Genomic DNA, 15747 nt, shown 5'->3' on the forward strand with positions numbered 1-15747 from the left:
ATATAGGCACTTATATAGTGAAAAGCACTGGCTAATCTTTTTTAAACTGCCCACATCTTCGGTTTGCACAACACACGTCAGCGGTACGCCGCGATGAGGGATATGAAAATGCGCGTTATGGTCTTGGGTAGCGGCGTCATCGGTACCGCCAGTGCTTACTATCTGGCCCGTGCCGGATTTGAAGTGGTGGTGGTGGACCGGCAGCCGGCCGCTGCCATGGAGACCAGTTTCGCCAACGCCGGGCAGGTCTCGCCGGGTTATGCCTCGCCGTGGGCCGCGCCGGGTGTGCCGCTCAAGGCCATCAAGTGGCTGTTGCAGCGCCACGCGCCGCTGGCGATCAAGGCCACCGCCGACATCGACCAATACCTGTGGATGGCGCAGATGCTGCGCAACTGCACCGCCAACCGTTATGCGGTGAACAAAGAGCGCATGGTCCGCCTGTCCGAATACAGCCGTGACTGCCTCGACGAATTGCGCGCCGAAACCGGCATTGCCTACGAAGGCCGCAGCCTCGGTACGACCCAACTGTTCCGCACCCAGGCCCAGCTCGACAACGCCGCGAAAGACATCGCCGTGCTGAAAGCATCCGGTGTGCCGTTCGAACTGCTCGATCGCGCCGGCATTGCCCGGGTTGAACCGGCCCTGGCCGCTGTCACCGACATCCTCGCCGGTGCCCTGCGCCTGCCGAACGACCAGACCGGCGACTGCCAGATCTTCACCACCCGCCTGGCCGAAATGGCCGTGAAGCTGGGTGTGGAGTTCCGCTATGGCCAGGACATCCAGCGTCTCGACTACGCCGGTGATCGCATCAACGGTGTGTGGATCGACGGCAAGCTGGAAACCGCTGATCGCTACGTCCTGGCCCTTGGCAGCTACTCGCCGCAACTGCTCAAGCCGCTGGGCATCAAGGCCCCGGTCTATCCGCTCAAGGGTTACTCGCTGACCGTGCCGATCACCAACCCGGCGATGGCCCCGACTTCGACTATTCTCGACGAGACCTACAAGGTCGCGATCACCCGTTTCGACAACCGCATCCGCGTTGGCGGCATGGCGGAAATCGCCGGTTTTGACCTGTCGCTGAACCCGCGTCGACGCGAAACCCTGGAGATGATCGTCAACGACCTCTATCCTCAGGGCGGCGACCTGGCCCAGGCGAGTTTCTGGACCGGCCTGCGTCCGACCACCCCGGACGGCACGCCGATCGTTGGCGCGACCCCGTTCAGCAACCTGTTCCTGAACACTGGCCACGGCACCCTCGGTTGGACCATGGCTTGCGGTTCCGGTCGTTTGCTGGCTGACCTGATGGCGAAGAAAACGCCGCAGATCAGCGCCGAAGGCCTCGATATTTCCCGTTATGGCAGCAAAATCAAGGAGTCCGCAAAACATGGCAATCCAGCGCCAGCTCACCAATGAACGTATGAGTCAGATCGTCGCCCATAACGGTACGGTGTACCTGTCCGGGCAGGTCGGCGATGACATGAGCGCCGGGATTGAACAGCAGACCCGAGAAACTTTGGCCAATATCGAGCGTTTGCTTGATCTGGCCGGCACCGACAAGAGCCACCTACTGTCGGTGACGATTTACCTGAAAGACATCGACGCGGATTTCGCCGGCATGAACGCGGTGTGGGACAAGTGGCTGCCAAAAGGCGTCGCCCCGGCCCGCGCTACGGTTGAATCGAAGCTGTGCGAACCGGAAATCCTGGTTGAGCTGTCAGTGGTTGCCGCACTGCCTTAACCGCTTGTAACGATCCCTCTCCCGGTGCTGTTGGCGGTTTACGCCGTCAGCCAGCGCCGGTTTTTTATTCCCATGACCGCCTAGAAGTCTGCCGCCATGCGTCCTGCCCGTGCCCTGATCGACCTTCAAGCCCTGCGTCACAACTACCAGATCGCCCGTGAAGTCACGCCGGGGGCCAAGGCCCTCGCGGTGATCAAGGCCGATGCCTACGGCCATGGCGCGGTGCGTTGCGCCCAGGCGCTGGAAGCCGAGACGGACGGCTTTGCCGTGGCCTGTATCGAAGAAGCGCTGGAGCTGCGCGCCGCCGGTATCAAGGCGCCGGTGTTGTTGCTGGAAGGCTTTTTCGAAGCCGATGAGCTGTCGCTGATCGTCGAACATGACTTCTGGTGTGTGGTGCATTCGCTGTGGCAACTCGAAGCGATCGAGAAAGCCTCGCTGAGCAAGCCGATCACGGTCTGGCTCAAGCTCGACTCAGGCATGCACCGGGTTGGCTTGCATCCAAAGGATTACCAGGCCGCGTATCAACGGCTGCTGGCCAGCGGCAAAGTGGCGAAAATCGTGCTGATGAGCCACTTCGCCCGCGCCGATGAGCTGCACGAACAGGCCAGTGCCGAGCAGGTCGCGGTATTCGAGGCTGCACGCCAGGGTTTGTCCGCCGAGGTCAGTCTGCGCAACTCGCCGGCGGTGCTCGGTTGGCCGCAGATTCCAAGCGATTGGGTACGCCCGGGCATCATGCTCTACGGTGCGACGCCGTTTGAAGAAGCCAACGCCGTGGCGTCGCGCCTGCAACCGGTGATGACCCTCGAATCGAAAGTCATCTGTGTGCGCGAACTGCCGGCCGGCGAACCGGTTGGCTATGGCGCCAAATTCATCACCCAGAAGCCGATGCGCATTGGCGTGGTCGCCATGGGTTATGCCGACGGCTACCCGCGTCACGCGCCGACCGGCACGCCGGTGTTGGTCGCCGGGCAGCGCAGTCAATTGCTTGGCCGGGTATCGATGGACATGCTCTGCATCGACCTGACCGATGTGCCGCAAGCCGGCCTCGGTTCGACCGTCGAGTTGTGGGGCAAAAACATCCTGGCCAGCGAAGTGGCCATGGCCGCCGACACGATTCCGTACCAGATCTTCTGCAACCTGCGCCGGGTGCCGCTGCTCTATTCCGGGGCTTGAGCCGAAGCACCGCGCGCCGGAAGTCGCCGCGCCGAACAGGATTCAGGCCAAAGTGTTGTAAATACTGAACGCTGTCGCCATGATAACGCTCAATATTTCTACAACCTGAATCCTTGGAGGCTCCAGCATTGGACGTCGGTGAACGACTGCAATCCATCCGTAAGCTCAAAGGTCTTTCGCAGCGTGAGCTCGCCAAGCGCGCGGGTGTCACCAACAGCACCATTTCGATGATCGAGAAGAACAGCGTCAGCCCCTCGATCAGTTCGCTGCGCAAAGTGTTGGGCGGGATTCCCATGTCCATGGTCGAGTTCTTTTCCGAAGAGATCCTGCAGGAAAAACCGACCCAGATCGTCTACAAGGCCAACGAGCTGATCGATATTTCCGACGGTGCCGTGACCATGAAGCTGGTCGGCCGGGCGCACCCAAGCCGGGCCATCGCGTTCCTCAACGAAATCTACCCGCCAGGCGCCGATACCGGTGACGAGATGCTTACCCATGAGGGCGAGGAAACCGGGATTCTGGTGGAAGGTCGGCTGGAATTGGTGGTCGGCGCTGAAACTTTTGTGCTCGAAGCCGGCGACAGCTACTACTTTGAAAGTACCAAGCCGCACCGTTTCCGGAATCCGTTCGACGCGCCTGCGCGACTAATCAGCGCAGCCACGCCAGCGAATTTCTAAGAAAAGAGGCGTCCTGCCAGCACTGCGAAGGCGCCCGAACCGTTTTACGCCACACAACAAGACCCCTTCGACTTTGGGGTTGTTTCAGTGTGGCGGGCTTGCCGTTATACTTGCGCCCGCCTGCGAACCGTGGCCGTGGGCGTGAATAGCCACCATTGAGGGTGAACGCGTGAACCTAATTATGAAAATGCTGGCTGCACCAGCAACTGTATTGGCCCTTTGGGCTGTGAGCGCACAAGCTGCAACGAATGACGACATCGCCAAGCGCCTTGAGCCAGTCGGCCAGGTCTGTGTAACGGGTCAAGAGTGCAAAGGGATGGAAGTCGCTGCTTCGGCAGGCGGCGGTGGGGCCAAGACCCCTGATGAAGTGATTGCAAAACATTGCAACGCTTGCCACGGTACCGGCCTGTTGGGTGCACCGAAAATTGGTGACGCGGCGGCCTGGGGCGAGCGCTCCAAGAAGGAAGGTGGTGTTGACGGCCTGCTCGCGAAAGCGATCTCCGGTATCAATTCCATGCCGCCAAAAGGCACCTGCGCCGACTGCTCCGATCCTGAGCTGAAGGGTGCAATCGAGAAGATGTCCGGCCTGAAATAAGCCTTCATCTTCAGCGAAAAAGCCGCTTGCGAGCGGCTTTTTTGTGTCTGCGATTTACCCTTGGGGACTATTCTTTGCAGCAAAGGCCCGACAAGCTCGGTCCAACCCCAATTCACGGAATGTAAGGGAGGATCAGATGGTGCAGCTGTGTTCTATCGAGCAAGCGGTCGATGACGTCCTGGCACGGTTGCCGGCGCATATTCACATGGGCCTGCCCCTGGGGTTGGGCAAACCCAACCACTTCGTCAATGCGCTGTTCCAGCGCATCGCGCAACTGCCCGAGCGGCGGCTGACGATCTACACCGCCCTGTGCCTCGGTCGTCCCGCATTGGGCGATGGTCTGCAGAAGCGCTTTCTCGAACCCTTCATCGAACGGGTTTTCGGCGATTACCCGGAGCTGGATTTTCTCGCTGAACTGCAACGGGACAGCCTGCCATCCAACATCCAGATCCAGCAGTTCTTCATGCAGCCCGGCAGCCTGTTGCACAGCGCCCAAGCCCAGCAGGACTACGTCAGCAGCAATTACAGCCACGCCGCCCGGGACATCAATGCCGCCGGTTTGAACCTGGTGGCGCAATTGGTGGCCAGCCATAGCGAACATCCCGATCGGCTGAGCCTGAGCTGCAACCCGGACATCACCCTCGATCTGTTTCCGATGATCGCCAAACGGCGAGAAGCGGGGGAGACGATCCTGCTGGTGGGCCAGGTCCACAACGATTTGCCCTACATGCCCGGTGATGCCGAAGTCGGCATGGACGCGTTCGACCTGCTGATCGACGAGAAAGACAACACCACACTGTTCTCCACGCCGAACATGCCGGTGGGATTCCAGGATCATTTCATCGGTCTGCACGCCAGTACGTTGGTGCGCGATGGCGGCACGCTGCAAATCGGCATCGGCTCCATGGGCGATGCGTTGACCGCGGCGTTGCTCGCACGCCAGGCCGATAACGCCGGGTACAAAGCGTTGTTGGCGGATCTGAATCTCAGCCAATGGGCGCAACTCATAGATCGCGAAGGCGGCGTCGATCCCTTCGCCACGGGTCTATACGGTTGCAGCGAAATGTTCGTCAACGGCTTGCTGGTGCTGGCCGATGCCGGAATCATCCGGCGCAAGGTTTACCCGGATGTGCCGACCCAGCAACAGGCCAACGACGGCACCCTCGACGAGGCCGCGCAAACAGACGGCATCTCGGTGCACGGCGGGTTCTTCCTCGGGCCGCGCAGTTTCTACGAGCGCCTGCGCGACTTTCCTCAGAGCAAACGCCTCGAATTCAACATGACCCGCATCAGCTACATCAACGAGTTGTACGGTCAGGAAGAACTCAAGCGTTTGCAGCGCCTGGATGCGCGATTTATCAACACCGTGTTCACCATGACCCTGATGGGCGCCGGCGTGGCGGATCAACTGGAGGACGGGCGGGTGCTCAGCGGCGTCGGCGGGCAGTACAACTTCGTCGCCCAGGGCCATGCGCTGGAAGGCGCGCGTTCGGTGCTGATCCTGCGCAGTTGGCGCGAGTCGGGCGGGGAGGTCAGTTCGAACATTGTCTGGGAGTATGGCCACTGCACGATCCCACGGCACCTGCGGGACATCGTGGTCACCGAATACGGCATCGCCGATTTGCGCGGCAAAACCGATTCGGCGGTGATCGAGGCGTTGCTCAATATCAGCGATTCACGCTTTCAGCCGGGGTTGATCGAACAGGCGCAGAACGTTGGCAAGCTGCCGAAGAATTTCCGCCTCGATCCGCGATTTGCCGACAATAATCCGCAACGTTTGCAGGCCATTCAGGCGCGACACCCGAACCTGTTTCCAGAGTATCCGCTGGGCTGTGATTTCACTGAGGTGGAGCGGGACGTGTTGCGGGCGCTGAACTGGTTGAAGAGCAAGTTCAAGCTGAGCGAGATTCTGGAATTGGGCAAGGCTGCGCTGGATGCGCCGGAGGCTTCGCAATACCCGGAGCATCTGGAGCGGATGCAACTGGAGAAGCCGGAAGGGCTGAAGGAGGATTTGTTTCAGCGGTTGTTGCTTACGGGCCTCAAGGCCACCGCGCAAGCCTGATCGTTCCCACGCTCTGCGTGGGAATGCCACTTCGGACGCTCCGCGTTCGGCTTGGATGGGACGCGGAGCGTCCCGGGCTGCATTCCCACGCGGAGCGTGGGAACGATCATGGACGGTGTAGGGTTACTCGATGAAGGTCACGACGCCGCCAGCCAGGGATTGCACCCGAGCCAGCGACTCAACGCGATAACCCTGCGCATCCAGTTCCGCCCGCCCGCCCTGGAACGACTTCTCGATCACGATCCCCAAACCGGCAACCGTCGCGCCAGCCTGCTTGATGATCGAGATCAGCGCCTGGGACGCCTTACCGTTAGCCAAAAAGTCGTCGATGATCAGCACGCGGTCGCTGCTGGTCAGGTGGCGCGGGGAGATCGCCACGGTGCTTTCGGTCTGCTTGGTGAACGAGTAAACGGTCGCCGACAGCAGGTTTTCAGTCAGGGTCAGGGACTGGTGTTTGCGGGCGAAGATCACCGGCACGCCGAGGTTCAGGCCGGTCATGATCGCCGGGGCAATGCCCGAGGCTTCGATGGTGACGATCTTGGTGATGCCCGAATCCTTGAACAGCGTGGCGAATTCGTCGCCGATCAGCTTCATCAGGGCCGGGTCGATCTGGTGGTTCAGAAAGGCGTCGACTTTCAGGACCTGATCGGAAAGCACGATGCCTTCTTCGCGAATTTTCTTGTGCAGTGCTTCCATGAAGCTTTCCTCTAAGGACGCCTGTGCGTCCAGGGCTGGTTAAAAAGTAGTCGATTCTAGCGCTTTAACATCGCGCGTATATCCGCCAATGCGGTATTGCCGCGAACGGCTTTGACTTCAACGGGGGTGTCGTCGTTGCCTTCCCAGGCCAGGTCGTCCGGCGGCAGTTCATCGAGGAAGCGGCTCGGCGCGCAGTCGATGATCTCGCCGTACTGCTTACGCTTGGCGGCGAAGGTGAAGGCCAGCGTCTGGCGTGCGCGGGTAATCCCGACGTAGGCCAAGCGGCGTTCTTCTTCGATGGTGTCGGCTTCGATGCTGGAGCGGTGCGGGAGGATTTCCTCTTCCATGCCCATGATGAACACGTAGGGAAATTCCAGGCCCTTGGAGGCGTGCAAGGTCATCATCTGCACGCCTTCGGCGCCGTCTTCCTCTTCCTGCTGACGTTCGAGCATGTCGCGCAATACCAGTTTGCCGATGGCGTCTTCGACGGTCATCTCGCCTTCTTCGTCTTTCTCCAGGGTGTTTTTCAACGCCTCGATCAGGAACCAGACGTTACCCATGCGGTAATCGGCGGCTTTGTCGCTGGAACTGTTGGTGCGCAGCCAGTTCTCGTAGTCGATGTCCATGACCATGCTGCGCAGGGCCGAGATCGGGTCTTCGCCGGCGCACTGCTCGCGGACCTTGTCCATGAAGCGCTTGAAGCGCGACAGGCGATCGGTGAAGCGCGTGTCCAGATGCTCGCCCAAGCCGATTTCGTCGGTGGCGGCGTACATCGAGATCTTGCGTTCGGTGGCGTAGTTGCCGAGCTTTTCCAGGGTGGTCGAACCGATTTCCCGACGCGGCACGTTGATCACCCGCAGGAAGGCGTTGTCGTCATCCGGGTTCACGATCAGGCGGAAGTAGGCCATCAGGTCTTTCACTTCCTGGCGTCCGAAAAAGCTGTTGCCGCCGGAAAGTCGGTAAGGAATCTGGTGGTGTTGCAGCTTCAGCTCGATCAGCTTGGCCTGGTAGTTCCCGCGATACAGGATCGCAAAGTCGCTGTACGGCCGGTCGGTGCGCAGGTGCAGGGTCAGCAACTCGACGGCCACGCGCTCGGCTTCGGCGTCTTCGTTGCGGCAGCGGATCACGCGGATTTCGTCGCCGTGGCCCATCTCGCTCCACAGTTGTTTTTCAAACTCGTGGGGGTTGTTCGAGATCAGCACGTTGGCGCAACGCAGGATGCGGCTGGTGGAGCGGTAGTTCTGCTCAAGCATGACGACTTTCAGGGACGGGTAATCGTCCTTGAGCAACATCAGGTTTTCCGGGCGGGCGCCGCGCCAGGCGTAGATCGATTGGTCATCGTCGCCGACCACGGTGAACTGGTTGCGTGTGCCGATCAGCAGCTTCACCAGCAAATACTGGCTGGCGTTGGTGTCCTGGTATTCGTCCACCAGCAGGTAGCGGACCTTGTTCTGCCACTTTTCGAGGATGTCGGCGTGTTCCTGGAACAGCTTTACCGGCAGCAGGATCAGGTCGTCGAAGTCCACCGCGTTGAACGCTTTCAGCGTGCGCTGGTAGTGGGTGTAGACGATGGCGGCGGTCTGTTCCTTGGGGTTGCGTGCGTTTTCCAGGGCTTCGGGCGGCAGGATCAGGTCGTTTTTCCACGAGCCGATCATGTTCTTGATCTCGTCGACGCCGTCGTCGCCCGCGTATTCCTTCTGCATGATGTCGGTCATCAAGGCTTTGACGTCAGTCTCGTCAAAGATCGAGAAGCCCGGCTTGTAGCCCAGCCGCACGTGTTCCTTGCGGATGATGTTCAGGCCCAGGTTGTGGAAGGTGCACACGGTCAGGCCACGGCCTTCGCCGCCCTTGAGCAGGGTGCCGACCCGTTCCTTCATCTCCCGCGCGGCCTTGTTGGTAAAGGTCATGGCGACGATGTACTGGGCACGGATGCCGCAGTTTTGGATCAAGTGCGCGATCTTGCGCGTGATCACGCTGGTCTTGCCGGAGCCTGCACCGGCGAGCACCAATAGAGGGCCGCCGACGTAGTTCACGGCTTCTTGCTGCCGGGGATTGAGTCGGGACATACGGAATCAGGGAGTCATTTGCGAAATGGGCCGGCATTTTAACAGGCTCAGCGAATTGTGCTGCTCTCTCCGACTTGTGACGCAGCACGCGATCTCTATTTGCCGGTTTTGTTACTTTCACGCAGGATGCGCGGAGAATTTGCGGCTAATGTTCGTATTCCAGATGCACAGCCGTGTTTGATAACCGATGTCATTTGGTCATTGGTTACCGGCGCGGCATAATGCCCGCCGCCTACATCATTGCAGAGTCTAGGGAGCTAGCTTGTCTACGCCTGTCGAACCCTTGCGTTTGCTGCTACTGGCCGAAGAGCCGGCGTGGGCAGCGTTGTTGCGCGAGTGTCTGGCTCCAATGGGGAGCTCGGCAGTGCTGATCAGCGCCCCGAGTTGGGAGTCGGTCAGCAGTCTGTTCGATGACAACCGCAGCGCGGTGTTGTTGACGATCCCGACCCTTCAGCCTCTGCCTGGCCGTTGCAGCCTGCCGACGGTGTTGCTGCTCGAGCACGAGCCGCTGACCCCGCCCGACGGTGTGAGTGACTGGCTGGTGCGTGATCTGCTCGACCCCGGCATGTTGCGCCGTTGCCTGCGCCATGTGCGCGAACGCGGCGTGCTGGAAAACACCCTGCAACGCCTGGCCGAACAAGACCCGCTGACCGGCATCGCCAACCGCCAGGGTTTCCAGACCTTGCTTGCGGCACGCTTGGCGGAACACGACGGTCGTGGCCTGGCCCTCGGGCACCTCGATCTCGACAACTTCCGTCACGCCAACGACGCCCTCGGTCATCAGGCGGGTGACCGACTGATCCTGCAAGTGGTCGCGCGGCTGAAAAGCCAGCTCGAGGCCGGCGATCAACTGGCGCGCCTCGGCAGCGATGAATTCGCCTTGCTGATCGACACCCGCCGCGCACCGCAACGGGCCGAATGGATGGCCGAACGCATAACCGAGGCGCTGTCCGAGCCATACTGGATCGACGGCGAAAGCCTGTTGATCGGCTCCAGCCTCGGGATTGCCCACGCCCGGGCCCAGGCCGGTGCCGATCCATTGATGTGGCACGCGCACATCGCCATGCAGCAGGCCAAGAGCACTCAGGGCTGCACCTTTCACATCTTCAACGAACGCATCAACCGTAACGCCCGCAGCATCGCCGACCTCGAAAGCGAACTGCGCCGGGCCTTGCGTCGCGATGAGCTGGAACTGCATTACCAGCCACGCCTGAACCTTGAGGACGGCCAGATCGTTGGCCTCGAAGCCCTGGTGCGCTGGCGTCACGCCGAGCGGGGCTTGCTGCCGCCGAGCGAGTTTGTACCGCTGGCCGAGCAAAGTGGCTTGATCGTGCCGCTGGGTTACTGGGTGATTTCCCGGGCCCTGCGCGACATGCAGGCGTTGCGCGAGCGGGGTTTGCCGGCGTTGCACATGGCGATCAACCTGTCGTTCCGGCAGTTTCAGGACAGCCAGTTGTTGTCGACGTTGAGCCGGCTGATCACCGAGCGCGGCGTCGAAGCGCAATGGCTGGAATTCGAACTGACCGAAACCGCGGTGATGCGCCGCAGCGATCTGGTCAAGCAGACCATGGATGCCCTCGGACGCCTCGGCGTGCGTTTCTCCCTCGACGATTTCGGCACCGGGTTCTCGTCGTTCGTGCACCTCAACAGCCTGCCGATCACCTTGCTCAAGGTCGACAAGAGTTTTGTCGGCGGCATGGAAGAACGGGAAGAGAACCGCAAACTGGTGCACGCGATGATCAACCTGGCGCACAACCTCAACCTGGAAGTGGTGGCCGAGGGCGTGGAAACGCCGGAGCAGCTGGATTTGTTGCGCGGCTTTGGCTGTGATCAGGTGCAGGGGTATTTGATCAGCAAGCCGTTGCCGTTGGCGGAGTTGGTTGAATACCTGACCTTCGGTTCCAGCCAGCAGCCCGCCCTCGAAATCGTGAGCTAACGCAAAACCTGTAGGAGCGAGGCTTGCCCGCGAAGGCGTCGTGTCAGTCGACATCGTTGTCAACTGACACGACGCCTTCGCGGGCAAGCCTCGCTCCTACACGGGATCTCAGTCTGGCTGAGGGACCTCGAAACGCTGCTGCGGCGCAGGCTCACGCCGAATCATCCGCTTCATCTTCCATTCAAACGCCAGCGTCAGGCTTACGGCCGCACACGCCAGCCCCAGCGCCAAGCCCCACCAGACGCCCGTCGGCCCCCAGTTCAAATTGAACGCCATCATCCACGCCGCCGGCGCGCCGATCAGCCAGTAGCAACCCAAACCCACCAAAAACGTGGTCTTGGCATCCTTGAGCCCGCGAATGCAGCCCATGGCGATGGTTTGCGTGCCGTCGAACAGCTCGAACCACGCTGCCACCGCCAACAGGCTCACAGCCAGGTCGATGACCGGGCGAAACGCCGGGTCGTTATGGTCGAGGAACAAGCCGATCAACTGATTCGGCAACAGCCAGAAGACCATGGCGAAGGCCAGCATCGAAGCACCGCCAAACGCGATCCCGACCCGGCCGGACAGCCGCGCATCCAGCAGTTGCCCGGCACCGTAGTGCTGGCCGATGCGCATGGTGATCGCATACGACAACCCCGCCGGTACCATGAACGCCACCGACACAATCTGCAGGGCAATCTGGTGCGCCGCCAGTTGCGTACTGCCCATGGTGCCCATGCACAGCGCCGCAAAGGCGAACAACCCGACTTCCACCGCGTAAGTGCCGCCGATGGGCAGGCCCAGGCGCCACAGTTCTTTCAGGTACTGGCGGTTCGGCCGCGACAGGCCTTGGCGCAATGGATAAGCGTCGTAGGCCGGATGCCGCCGAATATGCAGCGCCAGCGCCACGGCCATCAGGTTGGCAACAATCGCGGTCACCAGGCCGATCCCCACCAGGCCCATTTTCGGCAAGCCGAACATCCCGGTGATAAACGCGTAGTTGAGGACGAAGTTGGCCACGGTGCCGCACAGGCTGATCACCATCACCGGTGTTGCCCGGCCGATGGCGCTGGTGAAGCCGCGCAGGGCCATAAAACTCAGGTAGCCGGGCAAAGCGAACGGCAGGAACGTCAGGAACAGCCCGGCGGAGTGCACGTTGGTTTCGGTCTGGCCAAACAGCAGCAGCACCGGTTTGAGGTTCCACAGCAGCAAACCGGCCACCAGCGCCATCAACCAAGCGAGCCACAAACCGGCCTGAGTCAGCCGCGCGGCGCCGACGATGTCGTTGGCGCCCTTACGAATCGCCACCAACGTACCGACCGCCGCGATCACGCCGATGCAGAAAATCGACACGAACGAGTAAGTCGCCGCGCCCAGGCCACCGCCGGCCAGTGCCTCGGGACTCAGGCGCGCCATCATCAGGGTGTCGGTGAGGACCATCAACATGTGCGCCAACTGCGAGGCAATCAACGGCCCCGCCAGCCGCAGGATGGCCCAGAGTTCGGTACGTGCTGGATGCTGCATGGTCATCACGCTCCATTGGCAGAGTAAACAGGAAAGGCTCGATTCTCGGCGCTCTGCGGGGTTTGCACAAAGGGATAAAAAGGATGGGTGGCATGATTAAAACTCATCCAGCGAGCTTTCTGATAAGTTGGCCTCATCCCGCTATAGGAGCTTTCTCCATGTCACGTCGGCTGCCTCCCTTGTATGCCCTGCGCGCATTCGAAGCGGCGGCGCGGCACAGCTCGTTTACCCGCGCGGCCGAAGAACTGTCGATTACCCAAAGTGCGGTCAGTCGGCATATTCGTACGCTCGAAGAGCATTTCGCCTGTCGGCTGTTTCACCGCAGCGGGCGCAACCTGCAATTGACCGAGTCGGCGCGGTTGATCCTGCCCGGCATTCGTGAAGGTTTCACCGCCCTGGAGCGTGCCTGCAACACCTTGCGCGCCGAAGACGACATCCTGCGCATGAAAGCCCCGTCGACCCTGACCATGCGCTGGCTACTCGCAAGGCTCAGCCGTTTCCGGCATCTGCAACCGGGCAACGAAGTGCAACTGACCAGCGCCTGGATGGACATCGACACCGTCGACTTCAACCACGAACCGTTCGATTGCGCGGTGATCCTCAGCCGAGGAAATTTCCCACCGGATTGGGAGACGACGCTGCTGTTCCCGGAAGAGCTGATCCCGGTGGGCGCCCCCAATTTGCTGGACGACCAACCCTGGGACGTCGCTCGGCTGGCTACCACCGAACTGCTGCACCCGGCACCGGACCGCCGCGACTGGCGCAACTGGCTGGAGCGCATGGGCCTGGCCGATCAGGTGTCGCTCAAGGGCGGGCAGGTGTTCGACACGCTGGAGTTGGGCATGATCGCCGCCGCCCGGGGTTATGGCGTGTCGATGGGGGATTTGCTGATGGTGGCCGAGGATGTGGCACAGGGTCGTCTGAGTTTGCCGTGGCCGACTGCCGTTGCCAGCGGTGAGAAATATTACCTGGTCTGGCCGAAAACCCGCCCCGGCGGTGAGCGCATGCGGCGGCTCAGCGATTTCCTGCAAGGAGAAGTGCGGGCCATGGAACTGCCGGATGTTGAACGGTTGAGCTGAAACGATATAGTGGCCATGCGCTATAACCGGGTTAATCACTCAAGTATTCAGGTTTGCCGCCGAAAATCTGCTAGTGGAACCTTCGTGCCGGTTTCGCGTTATTCCCATTATTCGAAATTTTGCTGAGCGTAGAGCCGGATCAAGGAGGATCCCGGTCGCTTGGCCAGGAGCTGTCATGTCTCAACCCCGTGCCCGGATCGCCTCACAGCTTGGTCTCGCGCTTGCCGTGATCCTGGCGATTGTCATCAGCGGCAGCACCGTGTTCGCCCTGCGCTCGCTGGACACCGCCAACCTTGCCACCCGCGAAGAGCACCTGGCCAGTGAGGCCCGCTTGCTCGCTGACCAATTGAGCACATTCCACGGCACGCTACGCGAAAGCACCCAGCGTCTCAGCGGTCTGTTCGAGAAGCGCTTCAGCGCCGGCCTCAGCGTGCACCCGGATGAGCCGGTGACCGTGGCGGGCGTGCAAACCCCGGGCTTGCACCTGGGCGGCGAAGTGTTGAACAACAACTTCAAGGAAGTCGACGAGTTCAAGCAAATGACTGCCGGCGTCGCGACCTTGTTCGTGCGCAGCGGCGAAGACTTCGTTCGGGTCAGCACCTCCCTGAGCAAGCAGGACGGCACTCGGGCCATCGGCACCTTGCTCGATCACGCCCACCCGGCCTACGCGCGCTTGATCGCGGGGCAGAGCTATGTCGGTCGCGCCTTGTTGTTCGAACGTTCCTACATGACCCAGTACACCCCCGTACGTGACAGCGGCGGTAAGGTGATTGCCGTGTTGTTCGTAGGATTCGATTACACCGACGCGCAGAACGCGCAGTTTGAAAACCTCAAGCGCTTCCGCATCGGCCAGACCGGCTCCCTGGCGCTGCTCGACGAACAAAACAAATGGCTGGTGCCGATTGCTGGCGTGGAAGCACTAGACAAAGCAGTCCCGGCCATCGCGGCACTGGCGAAGACGCCGGGCAAAGGTGAGTTCTGGAGCGACAAATCCGAGGAGTTCTACAGCGTCGCGGTGCCGTTCGAGGGCGGCCCATGGTCGGTCGTGGCGAGCATGCCGCAAGACGAAATCAGCGCCGTGACGTGGAGCGTGGGCATTCAACTGGCCATCGGCAGTTTGTTGGCCATGTTGATTGCAGTGGGTTCGGCGGTCTGGCTGTTGCGCAGCAAACTGGCTCCGCTGGGCGATCTGGTGCGTCAGGCCGAAGCTTTGGGCGCCGGTGATTTGAGCGTGCGTCTGAACGTGTCGAGTCACGATGAAATCGGCCAGTTGGCGCGTGCGTTCAACCAGATGAGCCAGGCCCTGTCGACCATGGTCGAACACATCCGCAAGGCCTCGGAAGAGGTCAACAGCCGCGCCCAGGCCTTGTCCGGTTTGTCAGGCGGTGCCTATGAAGGGATGGAGCAGCAGTCCGGCGAAATCACCAGCATGGCCGGCGCCGTGGAAGAATTCAGCGCCACTTCCCTGAACATCGCCGACAACATGGGCAACACCCAGCGCATGGCTCAGGAAAACGCACAGCAAACCCAGATTGGTCGTACGTCGATGCAGGAAGCTTCTTCTTCACTGGAGCAAATCGCTGGCGCACTGAACAGCACCGCGACGGTGATCAACACCCTCGGCCAGCGCTCCCAGGAAATCGGCGGGATCGTCGGGGTAATTACCGCGATTGCCGACCAGACCAACCTGCTGGCGCTCAACGCGGCCATCGAAGCGGCTCGGGCCGGCGAGCAGGGGCGTGGTTTTGCCGTAGTCGCGGATGAGGTGCGCAACCTGGCGTCGCGTACCCGTGAAGCCACGGATGAAATCTCCGGGATGATCCAGAGCATCCAGCAGGAAACCGGCAACGCCATCAGCACCATGGAGCAGGGCAATGTACTGATGCAGGAAGGCCTGTCGCGTAATGCCAACGTCGCGTCGGCCCTGGCGCGGATTGATGAGCAGAGTCGTTCGGCAGGTCAGCAGTTCGCGGCGATCACCACTGCGACCCAGGAACAGAGCAGCACCGCGACCTTGCTCAGCAGCAACCTGCAAAGCATTGCCCTGGCCAACAGCGAGCAGCGCGAAGTTGTGTCGAATCTGGCGATCACCGCCAAAGAGCTGGAATCGCTGGCGGCAGGCTTGCGCCAAGAGGTTGACCGGTTCCGCTGACATCAAAAGGCAAGCCTTGAGTCTGTAGGAGCAAGGCTTGCCCACGATGGCATCACCCCAACTTTCG

At 61.1% G+C, this 15747-nt stretch carries 12 protein-coding genes; 9 read left to right on the forward strand and 3 right to left on the reverse strand.

Annotated elements, in window-relative coordinates; all coding sequences use genetic code 11:
* Positions 1 to 108 precede the first annotated feature (108 nt).
* The 6 genes from dadA to HKK52_RS21660 all read left to right on the forward strand — a co-directional run bounded on the left by dadA (position 109) and on the right by HKK52_RS21660 (position 6245).
* Positions 109 to 1413, forward strand: coding sequence for a D-amino acid dehydrogenase (gene dadA, locus HKK52_RS21635; protein ID WP_169372510.1), 1305 nt, complete (start codon positions 109 to 111; stop codon positions 1411 to 1413).
* Positions 1385 to 1738, forward strand: a complete 354-nt coding sequence (locus tag HKK52_RS21640; RefSeq protein ID WP_169372511.1) for a RidA family protein — start codon at positions 1385 to 1387, stop codon at positions 1736 to 1738. Before dadA ends, HKK52_RS21640 begins: the two co-directional genes overlap by 29 nt.
* A gap of 96 nt (positions 1739 to 1834) precedes the next feature.
* Entirely contained in the window at positions 1835 to 2911 is a 1077-nt protein-coding gene (gene alr, locus HKK52_RS21645; protein WP_169372512.1) for an alanine racemase, read from the forward strand.
* A 128-nt stretch (positions 2912 to 3039) separates the two neighbouring features.
* Positions 3040 to 3588, forward strand: a complete 549-nt coding sequence (locus HKK52_RS21650) for a cupin domain-containing protein (protein ID WP_047226150.1) — start codon at positions 3040 to 3042, stop codon at positions 3586 to 3588.
* A 181-nt stretch (positions 3589 to 3769) separates the two neighbouring features.
* Positions 3770 to 4183 (forward strand): c-type cytochrome, encoded by a 414-nt coding sequence (locus tag HKK52_RS21655; RefSeq protein ID WP_178117461.1) that lies wholly within the window; start codon positions 3770 to 3772, stop codon positions 4181 to 4183.
* A gap of 136 nt (positions 4184 to 4319) precedes the next feature.
* Positions 4320 to 6245 carry an acetyl-CoA hydrolase/transferase family protein gene (locus HKK52_RS21660; RefSeq protein ID WP_169372514.1) on the forward strand — a complete coding sequence of 642 codons (1926 nt, stop codon included), beginning with the start codon at positions 4320 to 4322 and terminating at the stop codon, positions 6243 to 6245.
* A 123-nt stretch (positions 6246 to 6368) separates the two neighbouring features.
* Here HKK52_RS21660 and HKK52_RS21665 read toward each other — a convergent pair whose 3' ends face one another.
* On the reverse strand, positions 6369 to 6941 hold the full coding sequence (locus HKK52_RS21665) for a xanthine phosphoribosyltransferase (RefSeq protein ID WP_020799401.1): 573 nt from the start codon (positions 6939 to 6941) through the stop codon (positions 6369 to 6371).
* A 56-nt stretch (positions 6942 to 6997) separates the two neighbouring features.
* On the reverse strand, positions 6998 to 9007 hold the full coding sequence (gene rep, locus HKK52_RS21670; protein WP_092276241.1) for a DNA helicase Rep: 2010 nt from the start codon (positions 9005 to 9007) through the stop codon (positions 6998 to 7000).
* Positions 9008 to 9269: 262 nt separating this feature from the next.
* Here rep and HKK52_RS21675 point away from each other — a divergent pair, with 262 nt between their 5' ends.
* Entirely contained in the window at positions 9270 to 10943 is a 1674-nt protein-coding gene (locus tag HKK52_RS21675; protein ID WP_169372515.1) for a putative bifunctional diguanylate cyclase/phosphodiesterase, read from the forward strand.
* Positions 10944 to 11051: 108 nt separating this feature from the next.
* Here the strand turns inward: HKK52_RS21675 and HKK52_RS21680 are convergent, their stop codons facing one another.
* Complete coding sequence (locus tag HKK52_RS21680; RefSeq protein WP_169372516.1) at positions 11052 to 12449, reverse strand: NorM family multidrug efflux MATE transporter; 1398 nt, start codon at positions 12447 to 12449, stop codon at positions 11052 to 11054.
* Positions 12450 to 12607: 158 nt separating this feature from the next.
* Here HKK52_RS21680 and HKK52_RS21685 point away from each other — a divergent pair, with 158 nt between their 5' ends.
* A complete protein-coding gene (locus HKK52_RS21685; RefSeq protein ID WP_169372517.1) occupies positions 12608 to 13528 on the forward strand; it encodes a LysR substrate-binding domain-containing protein in 921 nt (306 codons plus the stop codon).
* Positions 13529 to 13703: 175 nt separating this feature from the next.
* The gene (locus tag HKK52_RS21690) at positions 13704 to 15680 is read left to right on the forward strand and encodes a methyl-accepting chemotaxis protein (RefSeq protein WP_169372518.1); all 1977 of its coding nucleotides are present in this window, start codon (positions 13704 to 13706) and stop codon (positions 15678 to 15680) included.
* Positions 15681 to 15747: the final 67 nt, after the last annotated feature.

It is taken from the genome of Pseudomonas sp. ADAK2 (assembly GCF_012935755.1).
Taxonomy (GTDB): Bacteria; Pseudomonadota; Gammaproteobacteria; order Pseudomonadales; family Pseudomonadaceae; genus Aquipseudomonas.

Excerpts from the sequence above, each read along its gene's own strand:
- alr (WP_169372512.1), top strand. The coding sequence starts at position 1,835 with ATGCGTCCTGCCCGTGCCCTGATCGACCTTCAAGCCCTGCGTCACAAC.
- HKK52_RS21660 (WP_169372514.1), top strand. The coding sequence starts at position 4,320 with ATGGTGCAGCTGTGTTCTATCGAGCAAGCGGTCGATGACGTCCTGGCA.
- HKK52_RS21690 (WP_169372518.1), top strand. The coding sequence starts at position 13,704 with ATGTCTCAACCCCGTGCCCGGATCGCCTCACAGCTTGGTCTCGCGCTT.
- HKK52_RS21680 (WP_169372516.1), bottom strand. The coding sequence starts at position 12,449 with ATGCAGCATCCAGCACGTACCGAACTCTGGGCCATCCTGCGGCTGGCG.
- HKK52_RS21640 (WP_169372511.1), top strand. The coding sequence starts at position 1,385 with ATGGCAATCCAGCGCCAGCTCACCAATGAACGTATGAGTCAGATCGTC.
- HKK52_RS21665 (WP_020799401.1), bottom strand. The coding sequence starts at position 6,941 with ATGGAAGCACTGCACAAGAAAATTCGCGAAGAAGGCATCGTGCTTTCC.
- rep (WP_092276241.1), bottom strand. The coding sequence starts at position 9,007 with ATGTCCCGACTCAATCCCCGGCAGCAAGAAGCCGTGAACTACGTCGGC.
- HKK52_RS21685 (WP_169372517.1), top strand. The coding sequence starts at position 12,608 with ATGTCACGTCGGCTGCCTCCCTTGTATGCCCTGCGCGCATTCGAAGCG.
- HKK52_RS21655 (WP_178117461.1), top strand. The coding sequence starts at position 3,770 with ATGAAAATGCTGGCTGCACCAGCAACTGTATTGGCCCTTTGGGCTGTG.
- dadA (WP_169372510.1), top strand. The coding sequence starts at position 109 with ATGCGCGTTATGGTCTTGGGTAGCGGCGTCATCGGTACCGCCAGTGCT.